Origin of the sequence: Desulfosporosinus youngiae DSM 17734 (assembly GCF_000244895.1) — a bacterium.
GTDB classification, from domain to species: Bacteria; Bacillota; Desulfitobacteriia; order Desulfitobacteriales; family Desulfitobacteriaceae; genus Desulfosporosinus; species Desulfosporosinus youngiae.
On sequence record NZ_CM001441.1, the window covers coordinates 775868 to 792389 of the forward strand.

The 16522-nt window shown below is 47.1% G+C and carries 10 protein-coding genes; all 10 read left to right on the forward strand.

Annotated features, from left to right (window positions below; all coding sequences use genetic code 11):
• The first annotated feature begins 6 nt into the window (after nt 1–6).
• The 10 genes from DESYODRAFT_RS03705 to DESYODRAFT_RS03750 all read left to right on the forward strand — a co-directional run bounded on the left by DESYODRAFT_RS03705 (nt 7) and on the right by DESYODRAFT_RS03750 (nt 16252).
• A complete protein-coding gene (locus tag DESYODRAFT_RS03705) occupies nt 7–1821 on the forward strand; it encodes an acyl-CoA dehydrogenase family protein (protein ID WP_007779580.1) in 1815 nt (604 codons plus the stop codon).
• A gap of 34 nt (nt 1822–1855) precedes the next feature.
• A complete protein-coding gene (locus DESYODRAFT_RS03710) occupies nt 1856–2722 on the forward strand; it encodes a 3-hydroxyacyl-CoA dehydrogenase family protein (protein ID WP_007779582.1) in 867 nt (288 codons plus the stop codon).
• Between the two features lie 79 nt (nt 2723–2801).
• Complete coding sequence (locus DESYODRAFT_RS03715; protein WP_007779584.1) at nt 2802–3968, forward strand: thiolase family protein; 1167 nt, start codon at nt 2802–2804, stop codon at nt 3966–3968.
• Between the two features lie 103 nt (nt 3969–4071).
• The gene (locus DESYODRAFT_RS03720) at nt 4072–4953 is read left to right on the forward strand and encodes a 3-hydroxyacyl-CoA dehydrogenase family protein (RefSeq protein ID WP_282433046.1); all 882 of its coding nucleotides are present in this window, start codon (nt 4072–4074) and stop codon (nt 4951–4953) included.
• Nucleotides 4954–4992: 39 nt separating this feature from the next.
• Entirely contained in the window at nt 4993–6141 is a 1149-nt protein-coding gene (locus DESYODRAFT_RS03725) for an acyl-CoA dehydrogenase family protein (RefSeq protein WP_007779587.1), read from the forward strand.
• Nucleotides 6142–6155: 14 nt separating this feature from the next.
• Entirely contained in the window at nt 6156–7349 is a 1194-nt protein-coding gene (locus DESYODRAFT_RS03730; RefSeq protein WP_007779589.1) for a thiolase family protein, read from the forward strand.
• 291 nt (nt 7350–7640) lie between these two features.
• On the forward strand, nt 7641–8525 hold the full coding sequence (locus tag DESYODRAFT_RS03735) for an MBL fold metallo-hydrolase (protein ID WP_157137104.1): 885 nt from the start codon (nt 7641–7643) through the stop codon (nt 8523–8525).
• Nucleotides 8526–8565: 40 nt separating this feature from the next.
• Nucleotides 8566–9867: a DUF362 domain-containing protein gene (locus tag DESYODRAFT_RS03740; RefSeq protein ID WP_007779594.1), complete on the forward strand. Its 1302-nt coding sequence runs from the start codon at nt 8566–8568 to the stop codon at nt 9865–9867.
• 307 nt (nt 9868–10174) lie between these two features.
• Entirely contained in the window at nt 10175–14749 is a 4575-nt protein-coding gene (gene gltB, locus DESYODRAFT_RS03745; RefSeq protein WP_007779597.1) for a glutamate synthase large subunit, read from the forward strand.
• Between the two features lie 18 nt (nt 14750–14767).
• Nucleotides 14768–16252: a glutamate synthase subunit beta gene (locus tag DESYODRAFT_RS03750; RefSeq protein WP_007779600.1), complete on the forward strand. Its 1485-nt coding sequence runs from the start codon at nt 14768–14770 to the stop codon at nt 16250–16252.
• The last annotated feature ends 270 nt before the right edge of the window (nt 16253–16522 follow it).

The following is a 16522-nucleotide window of genomic DNA, read 5'->3' on the forward strand; positions in this document are numbered from 1 at the left end:
AGTGTCATGGCCAGCAACTTTCTATACAGTAACCGTGACCATAAATTTATTATCAAAGAATGGCTTGATGGAGAAAAGATTCTTGGTTTAAAACGATTTCGGGATGTATACAGCATGGAGGATGTGGATGGTATTCTTGACCAGTCTCTAAGAGTTTGTAAAGACGTTGTTGCGCCTACAAATGACGACGGTGACAGGATTAAGGCCGTCTTTAAAGATGGGAAAGTAACCCTGCCGCCTTCGTTCAAACATGCTTTTAAGTATATAGCGGATAATGGCTGGGGGGCCAGCAACAAGGATGTGGACGGTGAAGGTTCTCTCCCGTCACTTTTGTATGGAGCAGTCCATGAATATATGATTGCCGCCAACCCTGCTTTCGTAGCGTATTTGGGTTTGCCCGGCGGTGTGGCAACTGTCATCAAGCATTTCGGCTCCCAGGAACAAATCGACTTTTTCACTCCTAAGCTGTTTGAGACAGTGTGGGGCGGAACAATGTGCATCACTGAACCTGGCGGTGGTTCTGATGTAGGGGATATGTTAACTAAGGCTTACCCCACAGAGGACTCTAAGATATACAAGATCAAAGGGACCAAGTGCTTCATCACCGGAGGAGATCACGATCTTACGGAAAATATTATCCACTTGGTTTTGGCCAGAATCGACGGAGCAGCTCCCGGAACCAAAGGTCTTTCACTTTTTCTTGTTCCCAAGCTATGGGTTAATGAAGATGGCAGCCTGGGGGAAGCAAACGATGTTGCAACCGTGGGAATTGAGCATAAGATGGGACTTCAAGGCTCTGCTACAGCTGTACTTAACTTCGGTGAGGAAGGGGTATGCCGCGGCTTTTTGCTGGGTGCGCCCCCTGATGAAAAAGGGGTCGGGCAAGGCATCGCCCAGATGTTTAAGATGATTAACGGATCCCGGCTAGACACCGGACACTGTGCTCTGTCTGTGGCGACTGTTGCCTATAATAACGCGGTTGCCTATGCCAGGGAGCGTATTCAAGGCCGTCCTATCGATAATCCCAGAGGAAGCCGGGTCCCCCTTATCCAACACGAAGATATCCGCAGAATGCTGCTTACCCAGAAAGCGACTCTTGAAGCTCTGCGGGCCATGATTTTTAAAGGGTATTACTATGTTGATATGCTGAATTTCGGTGATGATCCGGAGGATGTCCGAAAAGCAAAACGTTATATCGAACTGATCACTCCTTTAATTAAGGCCTACAGCTCCGACCAGGCCTGGCTGATGATTACTGAAGCCATTCAAGTCCATGGAGGATACGGGTATACGGAGGAATACCCCATTGCCCGTCAGGCAAGAGATGTTAAAATTTATTCCATTTGGGAAGGTACAAATTTCATCCAGTCATTGGATTTGGTCTTCCGCAAATTTGGCCTGGACAAGGGAAGTGTTTTCAAGGAGTGGCTGCAGGAAATTGGCGAGTTTGTTAAGGAGAATTCGGCCAATCCCGAACTAACCCGGGATTTCGCCATGCTGAGTCAAGCTTTAAAGGCTTATCAAGAGCTGATCGCCACCGTTTTTGGCTATATCAAGGCAAATATCCGTTTGGTGCCGCTCTATAGTACGAGGGTTTTGCGGGTTACGGCGGAAGTCTACTGTGCTTTCTTGTTATTGCAGCAAGCATTGGCAGCGCAGGAAAAGCTGGCCCAAGGAGTTGGGGATACGGACTTTTATAAAGGGAAGGTTTACTCGGCTCAATTCTATTTGCGCAATATTGTACCTGATGTAATGGCTACAGCTCAGATCATTAAGGACTATGATACATCGGCAATGGACATCCCGGAAGGGGCTTTTTAGTTCTATTGTCGGAATAGTTAAGGAGGGAACAAAATTGAAGTTAGAGGATGTTAAAACTATTTGTGTGGTTGGGGCCGGCAACATGGGGCATCAGATTGCCTTAGGCTGTGCGTTAGCCGGTTTTAAAACAGCATGCACGGATATTAGTCAGGAAATGTTGGATAAGGCAGAAGGGTTTGCCCGCTCTTACTTGCCGGAGAGAGTGGCCAAAGGAAAACTAAGCCAGGAAAAAGCGGATCAAGCCTTAGAGAATATTCGCTTTACCACAAACCTTGAGGATGCTGCCGGGGACGCTGATTTTGTTATCGAGGCTGCAGTTGAGAAAATGGTCATTAAGAGGAAGCTTTTTGCAGATTTAGACAGGATTGCGCCTCCTCACGCCATACTGGCTACCAACAGTTCCTATATCGTTAGTTCGCAGGTAGCTGATGCGACGAATCGGCCGGATAAAGTTTGCAACATGCACTTTTTTAATCCCGCTTTGGTTATGAAATTGGTCGAAGTCGTGCAGGGACCGCATACTTCCGAAGAAACCGCCCAGGTGACCATGGACCTGTGCGCCAGGCTGGGCAAGACCGCCGTTTTACTTAAGAAAGAAATTTATGGTTTCCTGGTTAATAGAATTCTCTCAGCCCTTGCCCAAGAAGCTTTGTTCCTGGCTGACATGGGAATCGCAACCCCCCAGGAAATTGACCTGGCAGTGACGAATGCCCTGGGGCATCCTATGGGACCCTTCAGACTGATGGATCTTACGGGTATTGATCTTGCTTACTACTCCGCAATGGAACGCTATCAGAGCAGCCGGGACCCCAAAGATAAGCCTTCACCGTTGGTTGTTGAGAAATTTGTTAAGGGTGAATGGGGCAAGAAAACCAAAAAGGGCTATTACACATACGAGTGATCCGGACCCTTCTGTCGTCCCTCCTTCAGGATGACACACGCTTGAGTCGCTTTTAGAGCAATTAATAGGGGGTATTTACATGAATGAAGCAGTTATAGTATCAGCCGTCAGAACTCCCATAGGTCGTGCAGGAGGAGCTTTAGGCAGGATTTCTCCCGAGATTTATGGGGCGGAAGTTATTAAAGAAGTGATCAAACGTATCGATTTGGACCCTAATGAAATAGAGGATATTTTCTTCGGAAACTGTCTCAATGCCGGAGGCAATATAGGGCGTTTAAGTGCTTTGCAGGCAGGCTTGCCCGTGGATATATCGGCAGTGACCATTGACCGTCAGTGCGGGTCTGGTTTAAACGCCGTGAATTTGGCGGCTCAAGCCGTGATGGCCGGTATGGGCGACGTTTTTATCGCGGGAGGCACAGAGAGCTGTTCTCTTCGGCCTTATATTATGGAACACATGGACTTTTTCAGTAAGACCGGACCTGTCTTCCGCAAAGGGTTTCAGCTTTCGACCAATGAAATCGGCAATCCGCCCATGGGAGTCACCGCAGAAAATTTAGCGGAAAACTACCAGATCAGCCGCTTAGAGCAGGATGAGTTCTCCCTGCACAGCCAGCAGAAAATGGGCAGGGCGATGGAAGCCGGCTTGTTTAAGGAGCAAATTGTGCCGCTTACTATTCCGGTTGGGAAAGGTAAGACAATGGTTTTTGATACAGATGAACACCCCCGGCCCCAGACAACCCTTGAAGGCTTAGGCAAGCTTCCTCCTGTTTTTAAAGCAGGCGGAACGGTTACAGCCGGAAATAGTTCAGGCTTAAATGATGCTGCAGCCGCCGTTGTGGTGATGTCGGCTGAGAGAGCTAAGGGCTTAGGTCTTAAACCATTAGCTAAAATACGCACATTTGCTTATGCCGGTGTTGATCCGAATATCATGGGAATCGGTCCGGTGCCGGCGACCAGGAAAGCGTTGGCCAAAGCAGGCCTTTCCTTGGCTGATATTGATATCATTGAATTGAACGAGGCTTTCGCCGCTCAAGTGTTAGCTGTGGACCGCGAACTTCATTTCGACTGGGATAAGGTAAATGTAAACGGGGGAGCGATTGCCCATGGCCATCCAATCGCAGCAACCGGGGCCATACTTACGACAAAATTAGTCTGGGAGATGAACCGCAGGGATGTTCAGCTTGGTTTGATTACCGCTTGTATCGGCGGCGGACAGGGTATTGCTACGATCTTTGAAAGAGCTTAAAGGCCGGTTAATAAACAACCTGTCTTTGTACTCCCCTGGCCCGTTGGGATTAAGAGATATTATCCTAGGGTTTCTTTAGCAAGGGAAGAGTTCGAAGAAAATTATGCTGGGGGGAATGAATGTGGAAGGGCACAAAATCCAGAAGATCTGCATCGTTGGCGCCGGAAATATGGGGCATCAGATTGCCTTAAGCGCGGCATTGGCCGGCTTCGAAGTAAAATGCACGGATGTGAATGAGGAGGTGCTGGAAAAAGCCGAGCAATTTGTAACAACCTATCTCCCGGAGAGGGTTGCTAAAGGAAAGCTGAGTCAGGCCCAGGCTGATGCCGCCGGAGCAAACCTTGCCTTTACTAAGAATCTGGCGGAGGCTGCCTGTGATGCGGACCTGGTGATAGAAGCGGTAATAGAACGCTTGGAAATTAAACGCAAGTTGTTTGCAGACTTAGACCGATTATGTCCGCCCCATACCATTCTCACGACGAATAGTTCATACATTATCAGTTCTAAAATCGCGGATGTGACGGGGCGTCCGGACAAGGTCTGCAATCTGCATTTCTTTAACCCGGCCTTGGTTATGAAACTGGTAGAAGTCGTGAAAGGGCCTCATACTGCCGAGGAGACTGTGCAAACCTTAATGGATGTATGTGTCAGCATGGGGAAAACACCGGTTCTGTTAAAGAAGGAAATCTATGGTTTTCTCGTTAATCGAATGCTTACCGCCATTAAGAATGAAGCAATTTATTTAGTAGATATGGGTATAGCAAGTCCAGAGGAAATTGACACAGCGGTCACCCTTGCCCTGGGTCATCCCATGGGTCCATTTCGACTAATGGATCTGACAGGCATTGATCTTACTTATATAGTAGGTTTAGAGCGTTTTCAGGAAACCGGTGATCCGGCCTTCCGCCCCTCCCCTACGATCACGGAGAAGTTTATAAAAAAAGAATGGGGACGGAAAACGGGCAAAGGATTTTATGAATATTAGATGAAATGGACCTTCAGCGAACAAGGAGGAGGGGCGGCAATGAATGTTTCTGATGAGGAACTGAATATTATTCGCCAAGCAGTACGTACCTTAATTAAAAAAGAGGTTGAACCCTTAGGTGAACAGATGGAAGAAGAAGACAAGGTTCCGCGCAGTTTACTGGATAAGGCTGCGGAGATGGGGTTGTTTGGCTTAAGTATTCCTCAGGAATATGACGGCCTGGGTGCAGGTATGCTGGGTAAAGTGATGATTTTTGAAGAACTGGGCCGCGGTCCCAATTGCTTCGTGTCCATTATCGGCTGTCACAATGGAATTGGCAGTGTGGGAATTGTGATGGCCGGCAATGAGGAACAAAAGCAGCGTTACTTGCCTAAAATGGCGGCGGGTCAACTGATTGGAGCGTTTGCTCTGACAGAAGCGTCAGCGGGTTCAGATCCCGGCAACATGAAGACCACCGCCGTGTTAAAAGGGGATAAGTATATATTAAATGGCACCAAACAGTTTATTACAAATGGCGATATAGCTGATGTATTTACAGTCATGGCGGTAACGGATAAGAGTAAAGGGAGCAAGGGTATCACTTCGTTTATTGTAGAACGGGGCTTTAAAGGGTTCACTGTCGGTAAATATGAGAAAAAAATGGGTCTGCACGGATCTCAAACCGCAGAACTTATCTTTGAAGACTGTGAAGTTCCTGTGGAGAATGTCTTGGGAGAGCCGGGTCAGGGCTATGTCAATGCTCTTAAAATATTAGCCAATGGACGCGCCGGTTTAGCGGCCCGGAATCTTGGCTCTTGTGAAAAATTATTAGAAGTAAGTGCAAAATACGCTCTGCAGCGTGTCCAGTTTGGCAAGCCTATTTTTGATAATCAGATTATTCAGCATTATTTGGCCAATATGGCTATTGATATTGAGGCCTTGCGGAGCTTAACTTACGATGTTGCCCGGAAGATTGACCGGGGAGAAACCGTGATCAAAGAGGCCGCTATTGTAAAAACCTTTGGATCGGAAGCTTATGGCCGGGTAGCAGATTTAGCTGTTCAAATTCACGGCGGTATGGGGTACATGAGAGAGTGCGAGGTAGAACGATTTTATCGGGACGCCAGGATTGCGCGCATCTACGAAGGAACTTCAGAAATTCAGCGCAACATTATCGCCGGTCAGCTAAGAAAGGAATTTGCCTTATAAAAGGAGGAGAGGAAATGCAAGAAGCGGTTATTGCAGCCGGTGTACGTACAGCCATCGGCAGAGTGGGCGGGACTCTGAAGGATATCGAGGTTGATTATTTGGCTGCTAAGGTTATGCGCGAATTGCTCGATCGCACCGGCATTCCGGGAATGGCCGTTGACGAAGTTATTCTCGGTCACACAAAACAGAGCGGTGATAATCCGAACCTGGCCCGTTTGGCTTTGCTGAGAGCGGATATGCCTGAAGAAGTACCTGCTTATACAGTACATCGTCAGTGCGGTTCCGCCTTGACAGCTGTCAACAACGCAGTACAAGCTATTTGGGCGGGGACGGCGGAAGTGATCATGGCCGGCGGCGCGGAAAGCATGAGCACGGCTCCTTATTATCTGAGGAACGCTCGTTATGGCTTTCGCATGGGCAACTCCGTGATTCTGGACTCAAATACTGAGAGCCAGCCCCGCTGCCAGCCGGAGGACCGTTACGGGCGCTTGACTATGGGGCTGACAGCGGAGAATCTGGCAGAGAAATATAACATCAGCCGCCAGGAACAAGATGAATTTGCTCTCCTTAGCCAGGAACGTGCCCTGCGTGCAATTGAGGCGGGGCTGTTTGCGGAGGAAATTGTTCCCTACGAGATTAAAACCAAAAAGGGTGTCGCCGTTTTTGAGCAGGATGAACACCCTCGTGAAACCAGTATGGCACAGCTTGCTGAATTGGCCCCTGTCTTTAAAGAAGGCGGTACAGTGACCGCCGGCAATTCCAGCGGGCGCAATGATGCGGCAGCCGTGTTAATGGTGATGACCCCGGAAAAGGCTAAAGAATTCGGCCTGAAACCATTGGTTAAAATCATTGGGATTGGCGCTAAAGGGGCACCTCCTCAAATTATGGGTATCGGCCCGGTGGCCGCATCTCAGGCTGCTCTTAAGATGGCAGGCTTAAGCTTAAATCAGATAGACTTAATTGAACTGAACGAGGCCTTTGCCGCCCAGTCCTTGGCGGTGATAAAAGAGCTCGGCCTGGATCTTGCCAAAACCAACGTTAATGGCGGGGCTATTGCGCTGGGGCATCCCTTGGGGGCAACCGGTGCCATTATTTTAATCAAATTAATTAACGAGATGCGTCGAACGGGAAAAAAATATGGTCTGGCAACCCTGTGTATTGGCGGAGGGCAAGGCATTTCAGCCATTGTTGAAAATATGATGATCTAACCAGGAATTTTGTCCTTTAACAGGGAATATATTCCTTGGTGTATACTTTTAGGCTATTAAGAAACAACACCTGTCTCTATTTTGTACAGTTGTATCCGCTTATACTGTCTATTTTGCTGAAAAAACGGAGTTTTTAAAATCAGATCAGCTGGTATGATTTTTGCAGTGTTAATAATTCTTAATAGCTTACAGGTTAGGTGCGCCCTGTGATTACTGAATATTTTTAATTCAGTAATAGTTCATTCTATTTGTCATCGCCTTCTTTCGGTGACGGGAAACTTGGTGAAATAAATGAGAGAAAACATGTTTACGGAGCTGCTGCCCAATTTGTACTTCGTGGAGGGTGAGCTGGGGGGGCGGTTTCCTTACTGCAACGGTCTTATGATCGATGCCGAAGCAAAGGTTTTGGTTGATACAGGTTATGGGCACGACCGGATTGAGGAGATTATCCGCTCTGGTCAAGTAGATGTAATTATCAATACTCATTATCACCTGGATCATGTTTTTGGCAACAAGTATTTTCCACAGGCTAAGATTTGGGCTCACACTCTGGATGCGCCTGCTTTACGTTCGGTTGAGCAATTTCAGGCTTATACCGGACTGAACGAAACCCTCGGCCCGGACCCCCTTCTTTTTCCCGGCGGCCCTTCCAGTTATGAAATTGATGAAGAATTGGAGGACGGGGATGTACTGTGGTTTGGGTCGGTGAGTTTGCAGGTGATTCACACTCCGGGTCATACACCAGGGCATATTGCTCTCTTTGAACCAAAGTCCGGGGTATTATTTTCGGGGGATATTGATCTGTCGCCCTTTGGACCTTGGTATGGCAACCTTCGTTCCGATCTGGAAATGTTTATGGAATCTATCCGCCGTCTGATTAATTTAAAGCCAAAGGTTTTAGCCACGAGTCACAGCGGAATTGTCACTGATAACATCCCTGAACGATTAAAGGAATACTTAAATAAATTTGAACTGCGGGAAGAACAAATTTTACAGCAATTAGGGGTTTCTAAAACCATCGAAGAGTTAGTGGATCGAAGAATTATATACCATCGCTTTCCGGAACCTGAAAAGCTTTACCGTTTTTTTGAAGAGGTAATGGTCAGAAAACACTTGCAGTATCTAATCAGGCAAGGAAAAGTCTACGAATCAAATCAGAGGTTTAAGGCTTTTTAAGGCTGAGATAGAAAATAACCTAAGACTGGAGGATTTTTAAGTGGACAGAGCAGTAGTGTCACTGGTAAAAGTTTCAGATGTATACGAATCGCTCAAAGAGAGTCTAAGCTTAAGTAATGGTCTGGCAGGGTTAAGTGTTCATGACCACATCTTAATTAAGCCAAACATTGTCAGTTGGGATTTTGAATTGCCTTTTCCTCCCTATGGTGTGGTGACCACCAGCAGTGTGATGAGTGCTTTAGTCCGGATTTTGGCGGAACACGGTTTCCGCAACCTGATCATTGGTGAAGGTTCTCTTCCTAAGTTAAGCACCGCCGGGCATGAAGTCTATGGGGCATTGGGTTATAAAAAGCTTCAGGAGCGATATGGCGTCAAATTAGTCGATTTTAATCAGGAAGAGTTTGTACCCATGGATTATGGTGATGGATTTAAACTGGATATTGCTAAGCAGGCTCTGGAAGCAGATAAAATTATTAATCTTCCCGTTCTCAAAACCCATAATCAGGCAAAGGTGTCTTTAGGAATCAAAAACCTCAAAGGATGTCTGAGCAAGAATTCAAAAAGGTATTGTCACGGTTTGGGTAATGGGGAGCTTAGTCTGACCTTCCCCCGCATCATAGAAAAGCTTCCGGTCGCTCTGACCATCATCGATGGATTATATACCCTTGAAAAAGGCCCCGGTCCAACGGGGAAAGCTTATCCGAAAGGTCTGCTCATAACGTCCGGTGATCCTTTTGCCTGTGACCTTGTGGGAGCCGCTGTTCTGGGGTATCCCGCCAAAGATGTTCCGCACTTGGCCAGGTATGCTGAAAATCACGGATATAGTTTAGACTTATGGGACTACGAGATAGCCGGGGAGAGCATTGCGGATCATCAGAAATTGGTTGAATATGATTTTGAGTGGTCCGAGGATAATACAGGACCATCCGGGTTCAAGAAGAAAGGCATCACAGGCCTGGCGATCCGCAAGTATGACAGCAGCCTCTGTACAGGCTGTTCAGTACAATTTAATCCTATGTTGATTCTGCTCTCCTCAGCCTTTAAAGGCTCGTCCTTTCCGAATATCGAAGTAGTAAGCGGCAAACAACAGTTAGCCTCAGCAGGTTTTGATCATTCCCTGCTTTTTGGCAAGTGTGCCTGCCACCTGAATAAGGACAATCCTGATATTAAAAAGGGGATTCAGCTTTGGGGCTGCCCGCCGGATCTCGAAAAAATGGTCGAGGAGTTAGCTAAAGAAGGGCTGGAGTGTGACTATAACGAATACGTGCGCTTCCGTCATTACTTATTTGATAGATACACAGGCAAGGAAGGTTTTAATCTCTCTGACTGGTCCGTTGAATAGGCATCCCGGAAAGTCTCTTCATTTTCATTCTCTGCAGGTGCGGCTTAAAGACCTAAGGGTTAATTTACCAATTGCCCCAAACTAGTATAGTTACAATAAAACCTGCAATTTGGCTGTAATCCCAAACGAGTATATTGTATAAACAGTTGAATCATTGCTGTTCTTATGTTAAGTTAAATCAGAGACCAAATTAATTTAATAATTTAGAGCAAAGGCGCTCGAAAAAGTTTTGTACCTAAGTTGAGGTGCATTCTTTTGAGAGCGCTTTTTTTATGCAACATTAAATTCGCAACGAAGGGTGAGTAATATGCAAAGTTATGGTTTGCCAAAAAAACAGGGCCTTTATGATCCAGCATTAGAACACGATGCCTGCGGTATGGGATTCGTTGTGAATATCAAGGGTGAGAAGTCTCATGACATCATAGATGAAGCTTTAACTGTCTTGGAAAACTTAAGTCACAGAGGGGCAAGCGGAGCGGATGAAAACACAGGGGACGGGGCGGGAATATTAATTCAGATACCCCATGATTTCTTTACAAGGGAATGCGATGTTTTAGGCTTTAACCTGCCGGAAAAGGGCAGTTACGGCGTAGGTATGATTTTTGCACACAAGTATGATGATTTCAGAAAAACTCAGATGGAATCCTTCGAGAAAATCGTTGCGGAAGAAGGCCAGAAGATCCTGGGCTGGAGGGAGGTCCCTGTCGATAAGACGACCGTGGGGGAAGGCGCAAAGGCTGTGATGCCCAGATTCATTCAAGTCTTTATCGAAAAGGATGCCGGCATCTCGGATGAGATGGATTTTGAACGAAAGCTTTATGTCATACGGAAAAAAGCTGAAAAAGCCATTGTCCCAATGTGTGAAGATAAGGGCGGGACATTCTATGTTGCCAGCCTTTCCTCTAAAACCATCGTTTATAAAGGCATGCTGACAGCAGAGCAACTGAGACATTTCTATCTCGATCTTTCCGACCTTGATTTTATATCAGCACTGGCAATGGTCCACTCAAGGTTCAGCACCAATACGTTTCCAAGCTGGGAGAGAGCTCATCCTAACCGATATATTGTTCACAATGGCGAGATAAATACCATCAGAGGTAATGTCAACTGGATGAAGGCCAGACAAAAGTGCATCTCTTCCCCGCTGTTTGACGATCTCTCGAAGGTCTATCCTATCGTTGACGAGTCAGGCAGTGATTCGGCAATGTTCGATAACAGCCTGGAATTTCTATACCTTACCGGCAGGTCGCTTCCGCACTCTGTCATGATGATGATCCCTGAACCCTGGGAAAAGAATGAACAAATGTCTAAAGAAAAAAAGGACTTCTACCGCTTTCACGATTTCTTAATGGAGCCCTGGGATGGTCCCGCCGCTATGGGTTTCAGCGACGGTGTGGTCATTGGCGGAGTACTGGACAGAAACGGACTCCGGCCTTCAAGGTATTATGTCACAAAGGATGACAAGGTAGTCCTGGCTTCAGAGGTCGGGGTAATTGATATCAAGCCTGAAAATGTAGCCTACAAAGGCAGGCTGGAACCGGGCAAAATGCTGCTTATCGATACTCAGGCCCAGAGAATCATCTCAGATGAAGAAATAAAGCAAACCGTCTCCATGATGTATCCCTATGAAGAATGGAACCGCCGCCATATCGTCAATCTCAGCGAGCTGTCTGTTGAGACTGCGAAGAAAGAGGCTTTAGAGGAAGACCTGATTAAGCAGCAGAAAGCCTTTGGCTATACCTTTGAGGATGTAACCATGACCATTCAGCCTATGGCAGTAGAAGGTGCCGACCCTATAGGAGCCATGGGTATGGACTCGCCGCTGGCTGTATTATCTGAGAAACCCCAGATGCTGTATCTCTATTTCAAACAGCTCTTTGCTCAGGTTACCAATCCTCCCATTGACGGAATCCGGGAAGAAATAGTCACCTCAGGAAGCATGCTGCTGGGAGATACGGGAAATCTCCTGGACCCCGATCAAAGAAACTCAGCCAGTTTAGCCTTAGAGCACCCCATACTGACCAATGAACAGCTGCAGACCATTAAGCAGTTAAACAGCGGCAGGCTGAAGGCAGTGACAGTTTCCATACTTTATCCTGTCTCAGATGGGGCAAAAGCCATGGAAAGAGCAATGGACCGGGTATTTAGAGAAGCGGATAAGGCGATCCGTGAAGGAGCGAATATCATTATTCTCTCAGACCGGGGAGTCAGTGAGAAACTGGCGGCAATCCCCGCGCTCCTGGCATCCTCCGGACTTCACCATCACCTGATCAGAAGAGAGATCAGAACGAATTTGGGAATCGTGCTGGAATCCGGCGAGCCGAGAGAAGTGCACCACTTTTGTACTCTTATCGGGTATGGAGTCACGGCAGTCAATCCATATCTGGCTTATGAAACCATCAGAGACCTTGCTGAAAAAGATCTCTTGGACGGGCTGAGTTACGCAGAGGCTAAAAAGAATTTCATTAAAGCTTCAGTCAAAGGAGTGCTTAAAGTACTCACTAAGATGGGGATTTCCACCATGAGAAGTTATCACGGAGCCCAGATCTTCGAGGCAGTCGGTCTTAAAAAGGAGCTTATCGATAAGTATTTCACCATGACCCCCTCCAGACTGGAAGGCATCGGGCTGGAAGAAATCGCGCTGGAAAATCAGATGCGGCATGAAAGCGCTTATGATGAGAATTCACCGTATACGGATTCCCTGGAAGTGGGCGGCTATTTCCAATGTAAAGATGACGGAGAAATCCACCTTTACAACTCTGAAACTATTTATATGCTGCAAAGGGCATGCAGAGAAGGAAGCTACCCTCTCTTTAAGGGCTATTCTAAAAAGATAAATGAAGAGGAAATCTACACCTTAAGGAATCTTCTGGATTTTAAGATTAATTCAGGCGACACTATTCCCATTGAAGAAGTGGAATCGGTGGAGTCCATCGTCAGACGATTTAAGACCGGAGCTATGTCCTACGGATCCATCAGCAAGGAGGCCCACGAGTGTCTGGCCATTGCTATGAACAGGCTGGGAGGCAAAAGCAACACCGGTGAAGGCGGAGAGGACAGCGAACGATTCAAACTCATGCCCAACGGGGATACGAAAAATAGTGCTATCAAGCAGGTTGCTTCGGGACGTTTTGGGGTTACCAGCAACTATCTGGTGAATGCCCAGGAGATACAGATTAAAATGGCTCAGGGCGCAAAGCCGGGCGAAGGGGGCCAGCTTCCGGGACGAAAGGTTTACCCGGAGATCGCTAAGGAAAGGTATTCAACTCCGGGAGTCAGTCTTATTTCCCCACCGCCCCACCATGATATCTATTCCATTGAAGATTTGGCCGAACTGATTCATGACTTAAAAAATGCCAACAGAGATGCCCGGATTAATGTTAAGCTTGTTTCTGAAGTTGGGGTAGGGACAATTGCTGCCGGGGTGGCCAAAGGAAAAGCAGATGTCATTCTGATCAGCGGATATGATGGAGGAACCGGAGCTTCGCCAAGAACAAGCATCAAACATTCAGGACTTCCCTGGGAGCTTGGCCTTGCCGAAACTCATCAGACCCTGGTTCTTAACAAGCTGAGAGACAGGGTGGTTGTTGAAACTGACGGTAAGCTGCTTTCCGGCAGGGATGTGGTCATAGCAGCGATGCTGGGAGCGGAGGAATTCGGATTTGCGACAACACCACTGATTGCCCTGGGATGTGTGATGATGAGAGTGTGTAATCTGAACACCTGCCCTGTAGGGATAGCCACTCAAGATAAAAGGCTAAGGAAAAACTTCACAGGAAAGCCTGAGTATGTTGAGAACTTTATGAAATTTATCGCCCAGGAAATGCGTGAAATTATGGCTAAACTGGGCTTCAGGACAATCAACGAAATGGTTGGACGTTCGGATCGGCTTAAAACCAAGGAAACCATAAAAAACTGGAAGGCTAAGCATTTGGATCTGTCTCAGATTCTTTTTCAACCTTATGCCGGCGCAGATGTTAACCGGTTCAATACCCAGGCTCAGAACCATATGCTTGAAGAGACCCTGGATCTGAAAAAGCTGCTTAGAATCTGTAAACCGGCACTTGAAAATCAAAAACCAATCCGGGCTAAACTTAAAATCAATAATGTAGACCGGGTTGTCGGTACCATCATCGGCAGTGAACTATCCAGGAGATACGGTGAAGACGGACTTCCTGAAGATACCATCAAGCTTAATTTTGTAGGATCGGCCGGGCAAAGCTTTGGTGCATTTACTCCCAAAGGAATCTCCTTGGAACTGGAAGGAGATTCGAACGACTATTTGGGCAAAGGTCTCTCAGGTGCTAAAATTGTGGTTTATCCTCCTAAAACCTCTGACTTTGTGCCTGAGAAAAATATCCTGATCGGAAACGTCGCTTTCTATGGAGCGACTTCAGGGGAAGCTTATATCAATGGCATAGCAGGGGAGCGGTTCTGTGTGAGGAACAGTGGGGTAAAAGCAGTCGTCGAAGGTGTGGGCGACCATGGCTGTGAATATATGACCGGAGGAAAAGTGGTCATCCTGGGTAAAACGGGAAGAAACTTTGCTGCCGGAATGTCAGGCGGAACAGCTTACCTCTTGGACTTTGATGAAGCTTACTGCAACAAGTCCATGGTATCCCTGGAGAAGCCGGAATCTGAAGAAGAACTAAACGAACTCCACGGGATGATTAAAAAACATGTCGAGTATACCGACAGTCCTCAGGGCAGGAAAATTCTTGCTGACTGGAAGAACTATGCACAGAGATTTACCAAGGTTATTCCTCTGGATTACAAACGTATGCTTGAGAACATTGCCAAGGCTCACGAAGCAGGCTTAAGCGGCCAAGAGGCCTTAATGGCCGCATTTGAAGAGAATTTCAAAGATGTTTCCAGGACTTAAGGATGAGGTGGGACTAAAATGGGAAAAGCAACGGGATTTTTAGAGTATACAAGGATCAATCCGAAGAAACGGTCTCCCGAAGAACGAATAAGGGACTGGAATGAAATAAGACTGCCCCGGGACCCCGAGGTTGTTAAGACTCAGGGTGCGCGCTGTATGAACTGCGGAATTCCCTTTTGCCACAGCGGGGTTCTGTTAAATGGCATGGCCTCGGGATGTCCTCTGCACAATCTTATTCCGGAGTGGAACGGGCTTATTTATAAAGGTCAGTGGGAAGAAGCTTACAAAAGGCTGACCAGAACCAGTCCTTTCCCGGAATTTACGTCCAGAGTGTGCCCCGCACCATGTGAAGGGGCCTGCACAGAAGGTCATATTCTGGAGTCTGTTACCATAAACAGTCTTGAATATGAAATTATCGAGAAAGCATTTGCTGAAGGGTGGGTAGTGCCCCGGAAAGGTAAAGCCACCGGCAGGAAAATTGCGATTGTCGGATCAGGCCCGGCAGGATTATCGGCAGCCTACTATCTCAATACCGTGGGGCATGAGGTAACTGTCTATGAGAGAAGTGACAGAGTCGGCGGCCTGATGATGTACGGAATTCCCAATATGAAACTTGAAAAGCGCATCGTGGAAAGACGTTTTGTGCTGCTGAAGGAATCAGGAATCAACTTTATTCTGAACACTGAGGTGGGCAACGATATCCCTGCCCAGGAACTGGTGGATCAGTATGATGCTGTTGTGTTATGCGCCGGTGCAACCAAGGCCCGGGGACTTGATGTTGAAGGAAGCCAACTTAAAGGAGTTCACTATGCAGTGGATTTCCTGGGAGTGAATACCAAAAGCCTCCTGGATTCCAATCTGCAGGACGGCAAGTTCATTAGTGCTGAAGGTAAGAATGTCATCATTATCGGCGGAGGGGATACGGGAACGGATTGTGTAGCCACCTCCATACGGCATGGCTGTAAGAGCGTCTATCAGTTTGAAATTATGCCGGAACCGCCTGCGCAGAGAATAGAGGAGTCGAATCCCTGGCCGGAATGGCCGAAAAAACTTAAGGTAGACTACGGCCAGGAAGAAGCCATTAGCCTGTCCGGCAAGGATCCCAGGAATTATCTTATCTCGACTAAAAAGATGGCAGGGAATGAGAAGGGTGAGGTTAAGGAAGTTCATACCGTGGAAATTGCCTGGGTCAAAAATGCCTCGGGAAGAATGGTGCCTCAGGAAGTTCCCGGGACTGAAAAAGTATGGCAGGCCGACCTGGTGCTGCTTGCCATGGGATTCCTGGGACCGGAAGATAGGATTGCGGATGAGCTTAAGCTTGACAGAGACTCACGAAGCAATGTGAAAGCTGAATACGAAGTTTTTCAGACGAATCTGGATAAGGTATTTACGGCCGGGGATATGAGAAGAGGTCAGAGTCTCATTGTCTGGGCTCTTCAAGAAGGAAAGCTTGCTGCACGTGAAGTTGATAAATACCTCATGGGTAAAAGTGTTATTAAGTAAGTTAAGGAAATACGGCAACAGGACCCGCAACGCAAAAAAACCGGCGTTGCGGGTCCTGTTGCCGTACGGAGCGAATAAGCCTTGCGTAAAAGCATAACCTAGACAGATAAGGATCAGAGATAATGCTTTGTCAATTAATAGCTGATCGAGGATTTAAAGATAATGCCTGATCAGGCCATGATAAAGCTAAGAAGGGCAAAAGCAGCGCTCCCTGTTTAAATACTTAAATAAGGACCTATGGACCAAACCGTTATAAAGATCTGTTTCCTG

Bases quoted from the DNA above. Each gene is read 5' to 3' on its own strand.
- DESYODRAFT_RS03705 (WP_007779580.1), top strand. From the start codon at position 7: ATGGCCAGCAACTTTCTATACAGTAACCGTGACCATAAATTTATTATC.
- DESYODRAFT_RS03715 (WP_007779584.1), top strand. From the start codon at position 2,802: ATGAATGAAGCAGTTATAGTATCAGCCGTCAGAACTCCCATAGGTCGT.
- DESYODRAFT_RS03720 (WP_282433046.1), top strand. From the start codon at position 4,072: ATGCTGGGGGGAATGAATGTGGAAGGGCACAAAATCCAGAAGATCTGC.
- DESYODRAFT_RS03725 (WP_007779587.1), top strand. From the start codon at position 4,993: ATGAATGTTTCTGATGAGGAACTGAATATTATTCGCCAAGCAGTACGT.
- DESYODRAFT_RS03730 (WP_007779589.1), top strand. From the start codon at position 6,156: ATGCAAGAAGCGGTTATTGCAGCCGGTGTACGTACAGCCATCGGCAGA.
- DESYODRAFT_RS03735 (WP_157137104.1), top strand. From the start codon at position 7,641: ATGAGAGAAAACATGTTTACGGAGCTGCTGCCCAATTTGTACTTCGTG.
- gltB (WP_007779597.1), top strand. From the start codon at position 10,175: ATGCAAAGTTATGGTTTGCCAAAAAAACAGGGCCTTTATGATCCAGCA.
- DESYODRAFT_RS03750 (WP_007779600.1), top strand. From the start codon at position 14,768: ATGGGAAAAGCAACGGGATTTTTAGAGTATACAAGGATCAATCCGAAG.